Here is a 17,336-nt window from a genome sequence, read left to right as displayed (position 1 = left end):
GCCGATCAACGGCTTAGCGCATGCTTGCGCAGGATATCCACAAGCTTGCCAACACAATCTGTGGGTAAGTCGCGCAATGCGAGGCCGGCCCATGTGCGACGGGTGCGGCGTGCATCGGGCGTGCATCGTCGTGGCGTCGTGATGCGATGTGCGGCGAAGCGGTGTGTGCGACGGCCATGCCCAGGGCATCGTCTGCATCACGCGTGCCAAAGTCCATCGGATCAAGGGTTTAGCGTTGCGGTGCGCAGGATATCCACAAGCTTGCCAACATTTTCTGTGGAGAAGTCCGGGTTCGCGATCGGCCGATGCCACGCGCTGCCACGCGTCGCATGCGCACTCAGGCCGTGCAGATTCCGGGGACGCCGACTTTCTGGAACAGATGCGGGCTGGCGACCGCGGACGACGGATAGGCCGACAGCTTGGCGACGAACTCCGGGTGCGTGAAGGCCGCGCGAAAAGCTTCCGTCGATTCCCAGATCGCGTAGTTCAGGTAAGTCGGGCTGTCGCCGAGCGCGCGATGAAGCTGCGTCGAGATGAATCCCGGCTGCTGCTTCATGAATTCCGCGTCGTCTTTCCATACGGCGAGGAAGTCGGCTTCATCGGCGGGCGACAGCGTGAACAGGTTGACGAGAACGACCGGCTCCGCAGCGATCGAGATCTGTTGCTGGATCGGAAAGGCCGGATCCATCGGCTTGAAGTGGGGCATGGGAACTCCGGGTGGGGTAGAGGGGGCTGGCGGGTGGTTACGCGTGGCCGTCCTGGTCATGCGCGCTGGACATCGCCGACAGCACGCGAATCGCCGCATCGAGGTCGGCCGAGCTGAAGTCGCCGGCGATGTCGCGGACATGCTGTTGCCACTGCCCGACCACGGCCTGATAGGCCGCATCGCCGCGCGGCGTCAGCGCATACAAAGGGGAGCGCTTGTGCGCCGGGTTGGGTAACGACAGCACCAGCCCTTCTTCGGTCAGGACGTTGATCTGCTTCAGCACCGCTTGCCGCGTGATGCCCATCGCATCGGCAATCTGCGGGATGTTCGGGGCTTCCGATGCCAACGAGATCGCGCCCAGCACCTGCCAGCGCGCACTGGTCAGGCCGTGCGGCCCGGAAAAGGCGTTGCCCCATTCGATCAGCAATCCGTTCAACCGGAATACGGACAGCGCGACGGCGGTCAACTTCTCGGATTTCGTCATATCGAACTCGCGCCATGAATTGACAACTACTTTACGTAATGGACAACTGGTTGTCAAGTTGAGGAGTGAGTGTCGACGAACGATGGCGGGTCGGTACACTGGCAACGCGGTCCGGCGCCGATGGCACCGGCTGCAGCCGGTCGCTGGCCGACAATAAGGAACCTGGAGAGAAATTCGTGAGAACGATCTGGAAGAGGATCGCCGTGCCGTTGCTGGCGGCGTGCGGCACGATGGCGCATGCCTGTCAGCCGCCCTACCATCACACCGAGTATTTCGGCGACAGCACCTACATGAGTGACGAACTCCGCGGCAAGGTGCTCGACGACATCCGCGCCCATCACTACACGATCATCGAACCGCAAATCGGCCTGCTGTATTTCCCGATCGTCAGGAAGGGCGACGCGATCTATCTCGGCAACAAGCCGATCGCCACCGGGAAGGATTCGTTCTGGTATCTCGGGCAGGGCTATTACCAGTTGAACGGTCAGCTCTATTACATGGACGAACATGTCGGTGCCTTTCCGGGCGGCGGGACCGTCGTGGTTCATGTCGAGGATCGCACGCGCCCGATGCCGGACGACTATCCGAAAGGACGTCTGTATTGCCGGGTGCGGCATCACGCCAGCATTCTCGAAACCTCGACCGGCCTGCGGGTCGAGCGGATCGTTGACGACAATTGAGCGGGGCGCGCGGCTGACCGGCCGCGGTGCATCGCGTACCGGTCTGCGCCCGTCCGGCGCATTTGCCGCGCATGCCCGACAAACCCTTTCCGATCAAGGGCTTGGTGCCGTTAACGGACGGTTGTCCACAAGCTTGCCAACATAATCTGTGGAAAAGCCGCCTGTCGCGCGCATCAGGCCGGTAGCGGAAACCGCACCGTGACGGTCAGCCCGTGCCCGCCGTGGGTCGTGCCGAGGGCGACCGTCGCGCGATGCTGTTCGGCGATCCGCTTGACGATCGACAATCCGAGCCCGCTGCCCGACGACGTGACGGCCTGCGCGCCCTCGCCGCGATAGAAGCGCTCCCACACGTCCGTGCGTTCCGCCTCCGGAATGCCGGGGCCGTCGTCGGCGACTTCGAGCACGGGTGTCGTGCCGTCGAGACGCGCGGACACGTCGATGCGCGCGCCTTCGCCCGCATAGCGGATCGCGTTGTCGACGAGGTTGTTCAGCAGCACGCGCAGCGTATCGGCATTGCCCGCAGCCATCACGGGCGCGGCGACGATCGCGCCGAGATCGATCCGGTGCGCGTCGGCGACGCGCGCGCGGTCCGACACCACCGACCGGCACAGCGCCGCGAGATCGACGGGCGCCGATGCGGAGGCGGCCGCCTGCGCATCGGGTTCGAGGCGCGCGAGGGTCAGCAACTGTTCGGCGAGGTGGCCGAGGCGCGTCGTACCGGCATGGATCTGCGCGAGGATGTGCTCGCGCTCGTCGGCCGTCGCCGCGCGCCGCAGCAGTTGCGACTGGATCGACAATCCCATGATTGGCGTGCGCAGCTCGTGTGCGGCATCGGCGATGAAGTGACGTTGCAGCGTGAACGAGCGGTCGAGGCGCGTGAGCAGGTCGTTGATCGCTTCCGCGAGCGGGCGGACCTCGTTCGGCATCGACGCGACGTCGACCGGTTCGAGGTTGTTCGCATTCCTGCGCTTCAAGCCGGACGCGATCGTGCGCAGCGGCCGCAGCCCCGCGCCGATGCCGAACCACAGGCCGATCGCGAGCAGCGGCAGCATCGAGAACACCGGCCACAGCAGGTGGACGGCGATGCCCGCGATGGCTTCCCACCGAGCATGCCGCGCCTGCGCGAGCCGGATCGTCGTGCCGCCGCGTTCGGTCACATAGGTGCGCCACGGCTGGCCGCCGACGTCGACGCTCGCGATGCCTTTCTGTTCGGGCGGCGGCAGCTTCGAGTCGCGGTCGGTCGAATACACCAGCGTGCCGTTGCGCCAGACCTGCAGCAGCACGGCATCGGGGTCGCTCGCTTCGAAACCGTGCTTGCCGTTGGCATGGTCGCTGAACGACAGCTCGCCGTTCGGGCCGACGACGATTTGCTTCGACATGCTGCGCATCTGGTCGTCGAGCAGGTCGTCGAGTTCGCGCAGTGCGCCCCAGTACGTGCCCGCGCTCGCGACCAGGCCGATCACGCACGCGGCCGGCAGCAGCCACGTCAGCAGGCGCCGCCGCAGCGACGCGTTGCGCCAGCGCGCGATCGCGCGTTGCATGCGGGTCACGTGCCGTCACCGATCCGGTAGCCGACGCCGCGCACCGTGCGGATCATGTCGTGGCCGAGTTTCTTGCGCAGGTTGTGGATATGCACCTGCACCGCGTTGCTCTCGATTTCCTCGCCCCAGCTGTACAGCCGTTCCTCGAATTGCTCGCGCGAAATCACCGCGCCGGGCTCGCGCATCAGCTCGTGCAGCAGCACGAATTCCTTCGGCGACAGCGGCACTTCGTCATCGTCGAGCCAGACGAGGTGTTTGACGGGGTCGAGCCGCAGCGGGCCGATCGCGAGCGTCGTCTGCGCGCGGCCCGCATGGCGGCGGTTGACCGCGCGGATGCGGGCGAGCAGTTCGTCGAGCTCGAACGGCTTGACGAGATAGTCGTCCGCGCCGCTGTCGAGGCCTGCGATGCGGTCGGGCACGCCGTCGCGCGCGGTGATGATGATCGCGGGCAGGGTTTCGTCGCGGCGGCGCAGCGCGGCGAGCACCGACAGGCCGTCGCGGTTCGGCAGCCCGAGATCGAGCAGCAGCAGGCCGTAGCCGGTCGAGCGCAGCGCGAGCGACGCGGCATCGCCGTCCTTCACCCAGTCGACCGCGAAGCCTTCCTGTTTGAGGCCCTGTTCGAGCCCGCTGCCGATCAGCGGATCGTCCTCGACGAGCAGTACGCGCATGAATTCGTGTCTCTTCAACGGGGCGCCGCGGCGCCCGGAGTCCCCATGATAAGCGCACGTGTCTTAGGCCGAGCTTAAATGCGCGCGGCGCGTGGCTGGCTTTAGTACTCGTCCAATGCGGCACCGTGTCGCCTCGGCGCACCCTTCAGGTTTGCTTAATCTTACGGTCCGTAATCTGGCGTCGTCGCGTCCAACGGGGCGCGGCGTCACATCGAAGAAGAGGACCGACATCATGAAACACCTGGCCAGAATCCTGGCGGTCGCGCTTGCCACGCTGCCCGCCGCTGTCTACGCGCAATACACGGGGCCGTCCGCGCTGACCACGACGACCGTCAAGGAGCTGCTCGCCAACGGCAAGGACGACCAGCACGTGCAGCTGCAGGGGCGCATCGTCAAGCACATCGGCGGCGAGGATTTCGAGTTCGCCGACGCCACCGGCACGATCCGCGTCGAGATCGACGCCAAGCTGTGGGCGGCCGGCCAGCCTGTCAGCGACAAGAACGAAGTGAAGGTGACCGGCGAATTCGAGCGGAAATGGTCGGGCCGGGTGAAGGTCGACGCCGACCACGTCGAAGTGCTGCGCTGACCGGTGCGTGCGGGGCCGGTGATACCATGAACGACCGGTTTCCGTTCCCACCAAGATGGCCGCCAATTTCGACGAACTCGCGTCCCGGATCCGGACGCAATTTTCAGAGCTGAGCCCGCAGTTCCAGGCGGGCGCCGCTTTCCTGCTCGATCATCCCGACGAAGTCGCTACATCGTCGATGCGCAAGGTCGCGCAGCGCGCGCAGGTGCAGCCTGCATCGCTCGTGCGGCTCGCGCAGCAATTCGGCTTCCCCGGCTGGAACGAGCTGCGCGACCTGTGCGTCGCGCGCGTGCGCACGCGTCCCGAGCCGCTCACGCAGCGTGCGCGCTCGCTCGTGCGGCCCGATGCGAAGGCATCGCTCGCACACGACCTGCTCGCCGCGCAGCAGCACAACCTGTCGGCGACCGCCGCGCAGAACGAGCACGCGCTCGCGGATGCGGCCAAACTGATCCGCAAGGCATCGCATGTGCACGTGGCGGGGTTTCGCTCGTGCTATCCGGTCGCGTTCGGTTTCGTCTACGGCTACCGGCTGTTCCGACCGACCGTGTCGCTGCTCAACGGCGTCGCCGGTTCGCTCGAAATGGAGCTGCGGACGATCGCGAAGCAGAGCGTGACCGTGATCGTCAGTTTCGCGCCGTATTCGGCCGAAGCGACGCGCGTCGCGCAGGCCGCGAAGGCGCAGGGAAGCAAGATCGTCGCGATCACCGACAGCGCCGTGTCGCCGATCGCGTTGCACGCGGACGCGCAACTGATCTTCACGCACGACAGCCCGTCGTTCTTCCCGTCGCTGGTGGCCGCGCATGCGATGGCCGAGGCGCTGGTCGCGCAGTTGCTGGCGCTCGAAGGCAGCGACGCGATCGCGGCGCTCGAGCGTACCGAAGCGGAGCTGCACGCGAAGGGCGCGTACGTCGTTTGACGTGCGCGGCACGTCACGCCTGTTCACGATTCAACCCGACCCGACCGATGACGTTCATCTACGAAGTGACCGATGCGGGCGCCGCGGACGTGCGCAAGCAGATCGTCGCGCCGCTCGTCCGATTCAACGAAAGCCAGGCCGGCCCGGCCGAGTTCCGGCCGCTGGCCGTGGTCGTGACCGACGAGTCGGGCGCGGTGGTCGGCGGCCTGTGGGGCGGCACGACGTTCGGCTGGCTGCATGTCGACCTGCTCGTGGTGCCCGAAGCCGCGCGCGGCCAGGGCGCCGGCACGCGCATCATGGATCTCGCCGAGGCGGAGGCCGTCGCGCGCGGTTGCCACAGCGCGTGGCTCGACACGTTCGACTTCCAGGCGCGGCCGTTCTATGAGAAACGCGGCTACGTCCGTTTCGGCGAGCTGCCGGATTATCCGGTCGGGCACACACGCATTTTCCTGACGAAGAAACTCGCGGGTTGAGCGGCGGCGCCGGCGGCGCGGTTGACGATGCAACCGGCCGTCGCCTACGATACCGGGCAGCGATGCAGGTCGCTTCCGGGTCCGCGGAAAGGGTTGAACCCACCTGTCGCAGCAAATCCAGTCTTTCCCCATCCTTTGTGCTGGCGGTATTGCGGACCTTCGGCCATCCATGCACGAGGATCCGCATGAAAAAGCTGCCTCCCGGGGCCCATCCCGATCATCTGAAAAAGCAGGCCAAGGCATTGTTGCGCCTGTACCGGCAGGGCGACGCCGGTGCCGTCGCGCGTTTTGTCCAGTCTCTCCCCGCCGCCGCGAACCGCACGCACGATGAAACGCGGGCGCTCGGGCTCCGCCTGCACGACGCGCAGTCCTGCATCGCGCGCGAGTACGGCTTTGCGTCGTGGGCCGATCTCGGCGCGTTCGTCGAAATGCAGTCGCTCGCGCGGCAACCGCGGTCGCTGCTGATCCGGCGCTGGCTCGACCTCGCCTACGGTGCCGACGTGACCGGCGGCTTCGACGCCCCCCGGCCGCACGTCGCCGCGCAATGGCTAATCGATCATCCCGATCTCGTTTCGGCCGACCCGGCCATCGCGTGCGCGGCGGGCGATCTCGACGCGATGAGGGCGGCACAGGCCGCCGATCCCGGCTGGATCGCGCGTGCCGGCGGTCCGCTGAAGCTGCCGCCGCTCGTCGCCGTCACGCATTCGCGGCTCGGGCAGATTCCCGCGTTCGCCGTCAGGCTGCGCGCATGCGCGCGTCATCTGCTCGATGCCGGCGCCGATCCGAACCAGCGGATCGGCAACCGTTTTCCGCCCGCCTCGCTTGCCGAGCCCGACGAGTCGGGGCCGCTGTCGGCGCTGTATGGCGCGGCCGGCGTCAATCGCGATCCGGCGCTCACCGCGATGCTGCTGGCGGCTGGCGCCGATCCGAACGACGGCGAATCGCTGTATCACTCGGTGGAGAATCCGGCGTGTACGCGCGTGCTGCTCGAGCACGGCGCACGGGTGGACGGAACGAATGCGCTGCGGCGGGCACTCGACGTGCCGGACGCCGCCGCGCTCGAACTGCTGCTCGCGCATGGCGGCGACCCGAACGAGCCGGCCGGAGAAGGGCCGACGAAGATGTGGGGCGCGCCTTTGTTGCGCGCGATCGCCGTGCGTTGCCCGGCACGCCATGTCGCCGCGCTGCTGGCGGCCGGCGCTGATCCCGCTGCGCGGACCGCGGCCGGCGTCAGTGCGTACCGGCTTGCGATGCAGGCCGGATTGTCGGAGGTCGCGGCGCTGTTGCGCGCGGCCGGCGCGCAAGAGGTGCTCGGCGCGGACGATGCGTTCGTGGCGGCCTGCGCGCGTGCCGACGCGTCCGGCGCGCGGCGCATCCAGGCGCAGCATCCCGAACTGCCTGGCGCGCTGACCGAAGACCGGTTGCGCCAGTTGCCCGACGCCGCCGCATGGGGCTCGCGCGACGCGGTGAAGGTCATGGTCGAGCTGGGCTGGCCGGTCGCTGCGCGTGGCGGCGACTGGGACGCGAGCGCGCTGAATCACGCGGTGTTCCGCGGCGATGCCGAACTGCTGGCGTTCCTGCTCGCGCACGGTGCCAACTGGCGCGACATGCACGGGTTCGGCAGCGACGCGCTCGGCACGTTGTCCTGGGCGTCCGTCAACGAACCGGAGGGCGTCGGCGATCCCGACTGGGAAGCGTGCGCGCGCGTGCTGATCGCGCACGGCGTGCCGCAAGCGGCGCGCGACCTGTCGAATCCGGATGGCGTGCTGATCGACGGCCGCGCGATGCGGTTCTCGGAGGCCGTCACCGACGTGCTGCTCGGCATCGACGGCACGCAGCCTGCCTTGACCTGAAAGCGGGCGGGCCTTGGGCGAACCCGGCGCCGGTCCGCTCGCCCGTACCGTCACCGGTTTTTCGTGTCGTGCGACGACATTTCGGCGGTCGCTGAAACGTCGCGCGCACGACCGGCGTAAGCTCACCCGTCAACACCTTCCGGGAGTCCGCGATGACCCGTTTTGACCAGCAAGCCCGCCACGCCGAAGCTTTCCGCGCGCTGCACACGCGCCCCGGCGCCTTCATCATCCCGAACCCGTGGGACGCCGGCACCGCGCGCCTGCTGGCGATGGCCGGCTTCGAGGCGCTCGCCACCACGAGCGCCGGCTATGCATTTTCGAAAGGGCAGCCTGACAACGCGATCGACCGCGACGCGATGCTCGACCACATCGCCGATCTCGTCGCCGCGGGCGGCCTGCCCGTGAGCGCCGATCTCGAGAACGGTTTCGGCGATGCGCCCGGCACGGTGGCCGAAACGATCCGGCTGGCGGCCGAGGCCGGCGCGGTCGGCGGCTCGATCGAGGATGCGACGGGCCGTGCCGATACGCCGATCTATGCGCGCGACGCGTCGGTCGAGCGCATCGCGGCGGCCGTCGAAGCGGCGCGTGCGCTGCCGTTTCCGTTCACGCTGACCGCGCGCTGCGAAAACTACCTGCACGGCCGCCGCGACCTCGACGACACGATCGCGCGGCTCGTCGCCTATCGCGACGCCGGCGCCGACGTGCTGTATGCGCCGGGCATCACCGACGCCGCCGAAATCGCGGCGGTGACGCGGGCGGTCGGCGCGCCCGTCAATGTCGTCATGGGCTTGCAGGGCGGGTTGCTGAGCCTCGATGAACTGGCGGCGCTCGGCGTGAAGCGCGTCAGCGTCGGCGGTGCACTGGCGCGGGCCGCACTCGGGGCGTTCCTGCGCGCTGCGACGGAGATGATGCGCGACGGCACGTTTACATTTACGCAGGCGGCCGTGCCGGGGCGCGATATCAACCGCTGGTTTGCCGCCCCCGATAATTCGCCGGTTTTGTTCGGCGAATGATCCCTAATAAAAAGTGGGATCGTTTCCAGTCGAAACGTTGATTGACAATAATCAACCGATTTCACGTCCGAATTAATCGTCGATGACGGCGTGAAAATCATCGTTTATTCTCCGCATTCCGCCCGCTCGACCGCTGCCGGCACGTAACCCGCGCCGGATCTGGCGGCCGGCGGGACGCGATGCGTGCCAATCCGGCGCATTGTTGCCAGTTTCCGTTAAAAGCATTTATGTACGCGGGAGTTGCCGGCTGTTTTTTTGATTGATAATCTGCGGCACGTTGTAATGACCGGTCGATGGACTGCCGGGAATATCAATATATAAAAAGCTGAGAGAGCGATGACGATTCGAGAAAATCACCGCGTCGGGTTTCGCGTCGGCGATGTCGTAACGCTGAAAACCGGCGGGCCCCGCATGACCGTCACCTATGCGGGGCCGGTCGTGTTCGACGACGGCGACTGGTTGATCTGCCAGTGGTTCGACGAAAGCGGCGAGTTCCGGCAGGAAATGTTCCATCACGACACGGTGGTGCCCGAACCGCGTGCGATTTCGGCCGGGCGCGTCCGGCTGCGCATGCAGTCGCACCGCTACCGCTCGGCTGCCTGACATCGGGCTGTCGTTGCGATGCCGCGACGGGCGGCGCCCGTGCAACGACATTTCATGCAACCCCGAAACATGCGGCGGCGCACTGCGCCGATACTGAACGCATGAACCCGACCGATCCCATTGCCGCGGTCACGCACCGCGATCCCTATCCCTACTATGCGACGCTCGTCGACGGGCCGCCGCTCGCATTCGATGCCACGCTCGGCCTGTGGGTCGCGAGCCGCGCGGCGGCCGTGACGGCCGTGCTCAGCCATCCGGCCTGCCGGGTGCGCCCGCTGGACGCGCCGGTGCCGCCCGCGTTGCGTGGCACGACGGCCGGCGCGCTGTTCGGCGAGCTGGTGCGCATGAACGATGGCGCGTCGCGGCACGACGTGCCGAAGCAGGCGTTGCGCGCGGCGTTCGCGCCGGTCGACACGGAGGCGCTGCGCGATCGCGCCGGGCAGCTTGCCGCGCGGCGGTTGCCGGCGGCGGGCGACGCCGACGCGCTGAACGGGTGGTGCATGACGGTGCCGGTGTGCGCGGTCGCCGATCTGCTCGGCTTCGACGAAACGCAGCTCGACGAGATCGCGGCGCAGGTGGTCGACTTCGTCGCCGCGCTGTCACCGTTGTCGGATGCCGCGGCGCTGGCCCGCGCGAGCGACGGTGCGCGGCAACTGCTCGACCGGATGACGGCGCGCGTTGCGCAGTCGCACGCCCATGACGGCACGCTGGTCGCTGCGGTGCAACAGGCAGCGCGCGCGTCGGGCTGGCAGGCGAGCGGCGCGCTGGTCGCGAATCTGGTCGGTTTGCTGTCGCAGACGTGCGAGGCGACGGCCGCATGGCTCGGCAATGCGCTGGTCGCCTGGCACGGGGAAGCGGGCATGGCGCAGGACGCCGCCGCGCTCGACGCGTTCGTTGCCGAAGTCGGGCGTTTCGATTCGCCGGTGCAGAACACGCGCCGCTTCGTCGCGGCCCACACGACGATCGAAGGCGTGCGTGTCGAAGCCGGCGACGCGATCCTCGTCGTGCTCGCCGCGGCGAACCGCGACCCGGCTGTGTATCGCGACCCGCACCGGCTGATGCCCGGCCGCACGGCGGGGCCGAATTTCGGCTTCGGCACGGGGCCGCATGGCTGCCCGGGCGAGCGGATCGCGCAGGCGGTGACGGCGGGGGCGTTCGGGGCGTGGTTGCGTGCGGGCGGCTGGCCGCCGCGCGACCGACTCGACTGGAATTACCGCGCGTCGACCAACGTCAGGATGCCGAAGTTCGGCGCAGCACGGTAAAGGGAAAAGAGGGGCTTAACGGCAGCCTTGCTTTTCCGCCCATTGCTCCTGGGCGGCGACGCGGCGTTGCACGCGTTCGACGAGGCCAGTCGAGAAGGTCCGCATGCTGATGCCGCGGCGCTTGGCGAGGATCGTCTGCGCGACGTCGGTGCGCGGGTTCGGCTGGCACGCCCAGTACAGCGTCATCAGCCAGCCGATGCCGGTCCATGCGAACAACGCGTTGAACATCGCGATCGTCAGCTTGTCGTGCCGGCCGCGCCTGTCGGCAATGACGGCCGGCAGAAAATAGATCGCGATCGCGGCGACTGAACCGGCCACTTGAATCAGGACTTCATCATGCATGGTGCTGCTCCGTCCGAACTGCAATGAGGCTGATTGTCGCGCTTTTTCCGTTCGTGTGCTGGCAATTGATTGTTGCGTTTTTAAAGACGATCAGCCGGCTTCGGCGTCTGCCGGCTGGACTTCGTTGCTCAGCGCGAAACCTTCGTCGAGCCAGCCCGTCACGCCGCCGATCATCAGCTTGACCGGGCGGCCGAGGCGCGCGAGCTGGATCGCCGCGCGCGCGGCGCCGTTGCAGTGCGGGCCCGCGCAGTACACGACGAACAGCGTGCCGGCCGGGTAACCGGCGAGCTTGCTCTCGATGATCTTGCGGCGCGGCAGGTTGCGTGCGCCGGGCACGTGGCCGGCGGCGAACGGCTCGGGGCCGCGCACGTCGAGCAGCACGAAATCGGGTGCGCCCGATGCGAGCGCATCGTGCACGTCCCAGCAATCGGTCTCGAAGCGCAGCGAAGCCTCGAAATGCGCGAGGGCGGCGGGGCTGTCGGCGGCGGGCACGTCGGTGACGTAGGACATGGGCAGGTTCTCCGGGTCGAAGGGGCGCGGAACGCGCCGGGATGAAGGGCAGTATCGCGGTTCGGCCCGTTTCGCGGCAGTGGCGTGATCGACAAGTTCCGGTAACATTGCGCCATGCACAATCATCTCGTCGTCGCGCTCGCCTACGATCGCCTCTGCACGTTCGAATTCGGCTGCGTGGTCGAATTGTTCGCGCTCGAGCGCCCGGAACTCGGCGTCGACTGGTATCGCTTCGCGGTATGCGCGAGCGAGCCGGGGCCGGTGCGCGCGGCGGGCGGTATCACGGTCGCCGCGCCGTATCGGCTCGCGACGCTCGATCGCGCGGACACCATCGTGATTCCCGGCTGGCGCGATCCGGACGAACTGCCACCCGAACCGTTGCTGAAGAAACTGCGGACCGCGCATCGGCGCGGCGCGCGGCTCTGCTCGATCTGTTCGGGCGTGTTCGTGCTCGCGGCGGCCGGCGTGCTCGACGGCCTCACCGTGACGACCCACTGGCGTTACGCGGAACGCCTGCAGGCGCGCTATCCGGCGCTGCGCGTGAATCCCGATGCGCTTTACGTCGACGAAGGGCAGATCATTACGTCGGCCGGCTCGGCGGCGGGGCTCGACATGCTGCTGCATCTGGTGCGCCGCGACCACGGCGGCGCGATCGCGAACCGTGTCGCGCAGCGCCTCGTGCTGCCGCCGCATCGCGACGGCGGCCAGGCGCAATTCGTGCCGCGCCCGGTCGCACCGGGCGGCACCGACCGGCTCGCGAAGCTGATCGACTGGATGCGCGCGCATGCGGCCGAGCCGCACACGCTGGCGTCGCTCGCCGCGCGGGCGGCGATGAGCACGCGCACGCTACAGCGGCAGTTCGCGGATGCGACGGGGATGTCGCCGCTCACGTGGCTGATCCGCGAGCGCGTGAACGTCGCGAAGGACATGCTCGAGGCGCAGCCCGCGCTGCCGCTCGCTCAGGTCGCGGCGCGCGCGGGGTTCGGCTCGGAGGAATCGTTGCGCCGGCATTTCCGGCGTATCGCGGCGACCAGCCCGGCCGCATACCGGCGCGGGATGGATCGCGGCGGAAGCTAGAGCGCACCGGACGGAGCGGTTGGTGCGCGACGACGGCAAGGACAACCAACGTGGCGATGGCCACGCATTCCGAACAGGGATTCCGATGACCACACTGCCTTCCCGTTTGCCGCTGATCCAGGCTCCGATGGTCGGCTCGCTGAGCCCGCTCGCGATTGCCGTGTGCGAAGCCGGCGGGCTCGGCTCGCTCGCCTGTGCGGCGCTCGGCCCGCAGCAGTTGCGCGACGAGATCGCGGCGATCCGCGCGCGCACACCCGCGCCGTTCAACGTGAACTTCTTCTGCCACACACCGCCCGCGCCCGATGCGGAGGTCGACGCACGCTGGCGCGCAGCGCTCGCCGGCTACTACGCGGAAGCGGGAGTTGATCCGGCCGGCGTGAAGGGCGGCCCCGGCCGCGCGCCGTTCGACGATGCGATGTGCGCGGTCGTCGAGGAATTGCGCCCGGCCGTCGTGAGATTCCATTTCGGGTTGCCGGATGACACGCTGCTCGATCGCGTGCGCCGCACGGGGGCCTGCGTGGTTTCGTCTGCAACAACCGTCGAGGAAGCGCGCTGGCTCGATGCGCGCGGCGTCGACGCGATCGTTGCGCAGGGCGCGGAGGCGGGCGGCCATCGCGGCATGTTCCTGACCGACGATATCCACGCGCAACCCGGCCTGTTCGCGTTGCTGCCGCAGATCGTCGATGCGGTGCGCGTGCCGGTGATCGCAGCCGGTGCGATCGCCGACGGGCGCGGCATCGCGGCCGCGTTCGCGCTCGGTGCGCGCGCGGTGCAGATCGGCACCGGCTACCTGCTGACGCCGCAGGCCGGCCGCTCGGCGCAGCATCGTGCGGCCGTGCGCGCCGCACGCGACGACGGCACGCGGATGACCAACCTGTACACGGGCCGTCCCGCGCGCGGGCTGCTGACGCGTTTCATGCGCGAGCAGGGACCGATGAGTGCGCTCGCGCCTGCGTTCCCGCTCGCGACGGCCGCGGTCGATCCGCTGCGCGGCGCGTTCGAGCGGCAGGGGCGTGACGATTTCTCGCTGCTGTGGTCGGGCGAGGCCGCGGCGCTCGCGCGCGAAGCGGATGCCGGCGAACTGACGCGGCGGTTGTGGGACGATGCGCTGGCCTGCGCCGCAGGGCTGCGCGACGCGTTCCCGAAGGTCGTCTGAACGGCCAGGAGGGGGCGCCGGCGGGGGAGCATCGGCGTATGATCTGGGTTTTCGTCAGCCCGATCCAGGCACCCCCACCATGACTTCCGTCGACACTACCCCCGTCCTCGACCATGACAAGCTCGTTACCTTCATCGAGCGCAAGTGGAACGATGAAATCCTCCATGCGCTGACTGACTACATCGCGATCCCCGCGAAGAGTCCTGCATTCGACCCCGACTGGGCGAAGCGCGGCTATCTCGAGCGCGTCGTCACCGATGCCGCGCAGTGGGCCGAGCGGCAGCCCGTGAAGGGCCTGAAGCTCGAGATCGTGCGCCTGCCGGGCCGCACGCCGGTGATCTTCTTCGAATCGCCGGCCACGCGCTCGGGCAGCACCGACACGATCCTGCTGTACGGCCACCTCGACAAGCAGCCCGAATTCGACGGCTGGCGCGCGGACCTCGGCCCGTGGACGCCCAAGTTCGAGAACGGCAAGCTGTACGGCCGCGGCGGCGCGGACGACGGCTATGCGATCTACGCGAGCCTCGCGGCGCTCGGCGCGCTCGACGAGCAGGGCATCGAGCGGCCGCGCTGCGTCGGCCTGATCGAGACCTGCGAAGAGTCGGGCAGCTACGATCTGCTGCCGTACGTCGACGCATTGCGCGACCGGCTTGGCCAGGTGTCGCTCGTCGTCTGCCTCGATTCGGGCGCCGGCAACTACGACCAGATGTGGCTCACCACGTCGCTGCGCGGGCTCGTGTCCGGCGACCTGCAGGTCGAGGTGCTGGAAGAAGGCATTCACTCGGGTGTGTACGGCGGCATCGCGCCGTCGAGCTTCCGCGTGATGCGCCAGCTGTTCGAGCGTCTCGAAGATGCGAAGAACGGCAACCTGCTGCCGGGCGTGTTCCATTGCGAGATTCCGTCGAGCCGCGTGCGCGAAGCCGAAGCGGCTGCCGCGATTCTCGGCGACATGGTGTGGAAGGGGCTGCCGTGGGCGTGCGGCGCGGACGGCAAGCCGGTGCTGCCGACCACGACCGATCCGCGCGAGGCGCTGCTGAATTCGACGTGGCGTCCGTCGCTGTCTGTGACGGGCGCGGCCGGCATGCCGGCGCTCGCCGATGCGGGCAACGTGCTGCGTCCGCGTACCGCGTTCAAGCTGTCGCTGCGCCTGCCGCCGCTCGTCGACGCCGCGCAGGCCGTGCAGCAGCTGAAGGACCTGCTCGAACTCGATCCGCCGTACAACGCGAAGGTTACGTTCAAGCCGGACGCGGGCGCCGCGACGGGCTGGAGCGCGCCGGATCTCGCGCCGTGGCTCGCGTCGTCGCTCGACGCCGCGTCGCGCCGCCACTTTGGCGCCGATTGCGCGTACATGGGCCTCGGCGGCACGATCCCGCTGATGAACGTGCTGCAGGAAGGCTTCCCGTCCGCGCAGTTCATGGTGTGCGGCGTGCTCGGGCCGAAGTCGAACGCGCACGGCCCGAACGAGTTCCTGCATGTGCCGTACGCGAAGAAGCTTACCGCGGCCGTTGCGGACGTGATCGCGACCGCGCGCTGACCGTCGCATCGCCCGACGTGCCGATTTCCCGACCCGATCCGACTTGATGGAGTGTTGCCGATGACCGCACTGCCGACGCCCGATACCGATCCGCCGCGCATGCGCGCCGAACCGCTGCATGCATTCGTCGCGGCGCTCTGGGAACGGGCCGGCAGTAGCGAGCGTGAGGCACGGCTCGTCGCCGATCATCTGGTCGGCGCGAATCTCGCGGGCCACGATTCGCATGGCATCGGGATGATCCCGAACTACGTCGCGTCGTGGCGGGAAGGGCAATTGCAACTGAACGGGCACGCGTCGATCGTCCGCGACGGCGGCGCGGTGCTGTCGATCGACGGCGGGCGCGGTTTCGGCCAGGTGATCGCGTTCGAGGCGATGGTCGAAGGGATCGAGCGCGCGCGGCGCATGGGTATCTGCGCGGTCGGGCTGCGCGACGTCCACCACCTCGGCCGTATCGGGCATTGGGCGGAGCAGTGCGCGCGCTCGGGGCTCGTGTCGTTCCATTTCGTCAACGTGCCGGGCGACCTGCTGGTCGCGCCGCTGCACGGTACCGATCCGCGTTTCGGCACGAATCCGTTCTGCGCCGCGTATCCGCGGGCGGGCAAGCCGCCGCTGCTGCTCGATTTCGCGACGAGCGCGATCGCGTACGGCAAGACGCGCGTCGCCTACAACCAGGGCAAGCGCGTGCCGGCCGGGTCGCTGATCGACCATCGCGGCCAGCCGACCGACGATCCGGCCGTGATGCACGAGCAGCCGTTCGGCGCGCTGCTGCCGTTCGGGTTGCACAAGGGGTATGCGCTCGCGGCGATGTGCGAGATCTTCGGCGGCGCGCTCGTGGGCGGGCATACGACGTACGGCGATACGCTGCAGAAGACGAGTGCGATCGTCAACGGGATGCTGTCGGTGCTGATCGACCCGAGCGCGTTCGACGCGGCTGATGCCGAGCGCGAAGCCGATGCGTTCGTCGCATGGGCGAAGGCGTCGCCGCAGGCCGGCGATGCGCCGGTACTGGTGCCCGGCGAGCCGGAGGAAGCGAGCCGCGCCGCCCGCGGGGCCGCCGGCATTCCGGTCGACCGTGCGACGTGGCGGCAGATTCGCGAGAGCGCTGCGGCCGTCGGATTCGACGGCGCCGAGCTTGACGCGTGGACGCAGCGCTGCGAGGCATCCGCATGAGCTGGCAGTCGGAGAAGGCGCACGGCGAAGAGATCGCATATCAGCTTGCGCCGCTCGGCGCGGTGACGGTCGCGCGGTTCTTCAGCGGCGCGGCGATGCGGCTCGACGGCGTGATGTTCGGCTTCATGTCGCGCGGGTCGCTGTTCCTGCGCGTCGACGACGTGAACCGCCCGGCGTTCGTCGCGGCGGGGATGGGGCCGTTCTCGTATGCGCGGCCCACGCGTACCGTCGCGCTCGAGGGCTACTACGAAACGCCGGCCGACGTGCTCGAGGATGCGGGCGCGTTGTTCGACTGGTGCCGCAGCGCGTATCGCGCGGCTTTGCTGGCGGGGCCGCCGAAGCGCAAGGCGAGGGTCGTGCCGAAACCGGCGTCGAAGGCGGGTGCGGGGACGACACCGAAATCCGCGTCGAAAGCTGCACCGAAGGCAGTACCGAAGGCAGCACCGAAATCCGCGCCCAAACCTGCGGCCAAACCCGCGGCCAAACCCGCGCCCAAATCCGCGCCCAAATCCGCGCCCAAATCCGCGCCCAAACCCGCGCCCAAACCCGCGCCGAAACCGTCGCCGAAGCCCGAGCCGAAGCCTGCATCCAGAGCGGCGGCGAAATCCACGCCGAAACCGGCCTCCGTGCCGAAAGCGAAACCGGCATCGAAATCGTCGCCTGTACCGGCGTCCACCCCCCCGGCGAAGCGCAAGCAGACGTAGTCCCGGTCGCACGACGCGACAGCCTCGCGATTTTCGTTTTCCTTTCTTTCAGGCGTGC

General features: G+C 68.5%; 19 protein-coding genes. 13 read left to right on the top strand and 6 right to left on the bottom strand.

Translation table 11 applies throughout. From position 1 onward, the window contains the following. Positions 1 to 337: 337 nt before the first annotated feature. Both BLA15945_RS11940 and BLA15945_RS11935 read right to left on the bottom strand, forming a co-directional pair. Positions 338 to 706 (bottom strand): antibiotic biosynthesis monooxygenase family protein, encoded by a 369-nt coding sequence (locus BLA15945_RS11940; protein WP_059239560.1) that lies wholly within the window; start codon positions 704 to 706, stop codon positions 338 to 340. 37 nt (positions 707 to 743) lie between these two features. After that, on the bottom strand, positions 744 to 1,190 hold the full coding sequence (locus tag BLA15945_RS11935; RefSeq protein WP_174992535.1) for a MarR family winged helix-turn-helix transcriptional regulator: 447 nt from the start codon (positions 1,188 to 1,190) through the stop codon (positions 744 to 746). A gap of 65 nt (positions 1,191 to 1,255) precedes the next feature. Here BLA15945_RS11935 and BLA15945_RS11930 point away from each other — a divergent pair, with 65 nt between their 5' ends. After that, the gene (locus BLA15945_RS11930) at positions 1,256 to 1,870 is read left to right on the top strand and encodes a hypothetical protein (protein WP_174992439.1); all 615 of its coding nucleotides are present in this window, start codon (positions 1,256 to 1,258) and stop codon (positions 1,868 to 1,870) included. Between the two features lie 173 nt (positions 1,871 to 2,043). Here BLA15945_RS11930 and BLA15945_RS11925 read toward each other — a convergent pair whose 3' ends face one another. Together BLA15945_RS11925 and BLA15945_RS11920 are read right to left on the bottom strand one after the other, a co-directional pair. Continuing rightward, a complete protein-coding gene (locus tag BLA15945_RS11925; RefSeq protein WP_264168258.1) occupies positions 2,044 to 3,411 on the bottom strand; it encodes a sensor histidine kinase in 1,368 nt (455 codons plus the stop codon). Between the two features lie 5 nt (positions 3,412 to 3,416). Beyond that, positions 3,417 to 4,079, bottom strand: coding sequence for a response regulator (locus BLA15945_RS11920; protein ID WP_059239568.1), 663 nt, complete (start codon positions 4,077 to 4,079; stop codon positions 3,417 to 3,419). A gap of 232 nt (positions 4,080 to 4,311) precedes the next feature. Here BLA15945_RS11920 and BLA15945_RS11915 point away from each other — a divergent pair, with 232 nt between their 5' ends. From BLA15945_RS11915 to BLA15945_RS11885, 7 genes are all read left to right on the top strand, one after another. Next, a complete protein-coding gene (locus BLA15945_RS11915; RefSeq protein ID WP_059239570.1) occupies positions 4,312 to 4,665 on the top strand; it encodes a YgiW/YdeI family stress tolerance OB fold protein in 354 nt (117 codons plus the stop codon). 55 nt (positions 4,666 to 4,720) lie between these two features. Then, positions 4,721 to 5,581, top strand: a complete 861-nt coding sequence (locus tag BLA15945_RS11910) for a MurR/RpiR family transcriptional regulator (RefSeq protein WP_059239572.1) — start codon at positions 4,721 to 4,723, stop codon at positions 5,579 to 5,581. 47 nt (positions 5,582 to 5,628) lie between these two features. Next, on the top strand, positions 5,629 to 6,054 hold the full coding sequence (locus tag BLA15945_RS11905; protein WP_174992438.1) for a GNAT family N-acetyltransferase: 426 nt from the start codon (positions 5,629 to 5,631) through the stop codon (positions 6,052 to 6,054). A 185-nt stretch (positions 6,055 to 6,239) separates the two neighbouring features. Next, the gene (locus tag BLA15945_RS11900) at positions 6,240 to 7,907 is read left to right on the top strand and encodes an ankyrin repeat domain-containing protein (RefSeq protein WP_174992437.1); all 1,668 of its coding nucleotides are present in this window, start codon (positions 6,240 to 6,242) and stop codon (positions 7,905 to 7,907) included. A gap of 152 nt (positions 7,908 to 8,059) precedes the next feature. After that, entirely contained in the window at positions 8,060 to 8,920 is an 861-nt protein-coding gene (locus tag BLA15945_RS11895) for an isocitrate lyase/PEP mutase family protein (RefSeq protein ID WP_059239578.1), read from the top strand. A 336-nt stretch (positions 8,921 to 9,256) separates the two neighbouring features. After that, complete coding sequence (locus BLA15945_RS11890) at positions 9,257 to 9,523, top strand: YodC family protein (RefSeq protein ID WP_174992436.1); 267 nt, start codon at positions 9,257 to 9,259, stop codon at positions 9,521 to 9,523. Between the two features lie 101 nt (positions 9,524 to 9,624). Next, positions 9,625 to 10,785, top strand: coding sequence for a cytochrome P450 (locus BLA15945_RS11885; RefSeq protein WP_174992435.1), 1,161 nt, complete (start codon positions 9,625 to 9,627; stop codon positions 10,783 to 10,785). Between the two features lie 15 nt (positions 10,786 to 10,800). Here the strand turns inward: BLA15945_RS11885 and BLA15945_RS11880 are convergent, their stop codons facing one another. Both BLA15945_RS11880 and BLA15945_RS11875 read right to left on the bottom strand, forming a co-directional pair. After that, on the bottom strand, positions 10,801 to 11,127 hold the full coding sequence (locus BLA15945_RS11880) for a superinfection immunity protein (RefSeq protein WP_059239584.1): 327 nt from the start codon (positions 11,125 to 11,127) through the stop codon (positions 10,801 to 10,803). 90 nt (positions 11,128 to 11,217) lie between these two features. Continuing rightward, positions 11,218 to 11,637 (bottom strand): rhodanese-like domain-containing protein, encoded by a 420-nt coding sequence (locus BLA15945_RS11875; RefSeq protein WP_059239586.1) that lies wholly within the window; start codon positions 11,635 to 11,637, stop codon positions 11,218 to 11,220. 114 nt (positions 11,638 to 11,751) lie between these two features. On the opposite strand from BLA15945_RS11875, the gene ftrA reads away from it, so the two are divergent. The 5 genes from ftrA (at position 11,752) to BLA15945_RS11850 (ending at position 17,278) form a co-directional block, all read left to right on the top strand. Continuing rightward, the gene (ftrA, locus tag BLA15945_RS11870) at positions 11,752 to 12,714 is read left to right on the top strand and encodes a transcriptional regulator FtrA (RefSeq protein WP_174992434.1); all 963 of its coding nucleotides are present in this window, start codon (positions 11,752 to 11,754) and stop codon (positions 12,712 to 12,714) included. Positions 12,715 to 12,799: 85 nt separating this feature from the next. Then, entirely contained in the window at positions 12,800 to 13,870 is a 1,071-nt protein-coding gene (locus tag BLA15945_RS11865) for an NAD(P)H-dependent flavin oxidoreductase (protein ID WP_174992433.1), read from the top strand. Positions 13,871 to 13,949: 79 nt separating this feature from the next. After that, positions 13,950 to 15,404, top strand: a complete 1,455-nt coding sequence (locus BLA15945_RS11860) for a M20 family metallopeptidase (protein ID WP_059239592.1) — start codon at positions 13,950 to 13,952, stop codon at positions 15,402 to 15,404. A gap of 60 nt (positions 15,405 to 15,464) precedes the next feature. Next, positions 15,465 to 16,574, top strand: a complete 1,110-nt coding sequence (locus tag BLA15945_RS11855) for a malate/lactate/ureidoglycolate dehydrogenase (RefSeq protein WP_174992432.1) — start codon at positions 15,465 to 15,467, stop codon at positions 16,572 to 16,574. Then, the gene (locus BLA15945_RS11850) at positions 16,571 to 17,278 is read left to right on the top strand and encodes a TfoX/Sxy family protein (protein ID WP_174992431.1); all 708 of its coding nucleotides are present in this window, start codon (positions 16,571 to 16,573) and stop codon (positions 17,276 to 17,278) included. The genes BLA15945_RS11855 and BLA15945_RS11850 overlap by 4 nt, the downstream gene beginning before the upstream one ends. Positions 17,279 to 17,336 lie beyond the last annotated feature (58 nt).

Origin of the sequence: Burkholderia arboris (assembly GCF_902499125.1) — a bacterium.
In the GTDB taxonomy this organism is placed as follows: Bacteria; Pseudomonadota; Gammaproteobacteria; order Burkholderiales; family Burkholderiaceae; genus Burkholderia; species Burkholderia arboris.
This window is presented reverse-complemented; position numbering and strand designations above follow the sequence as displayed.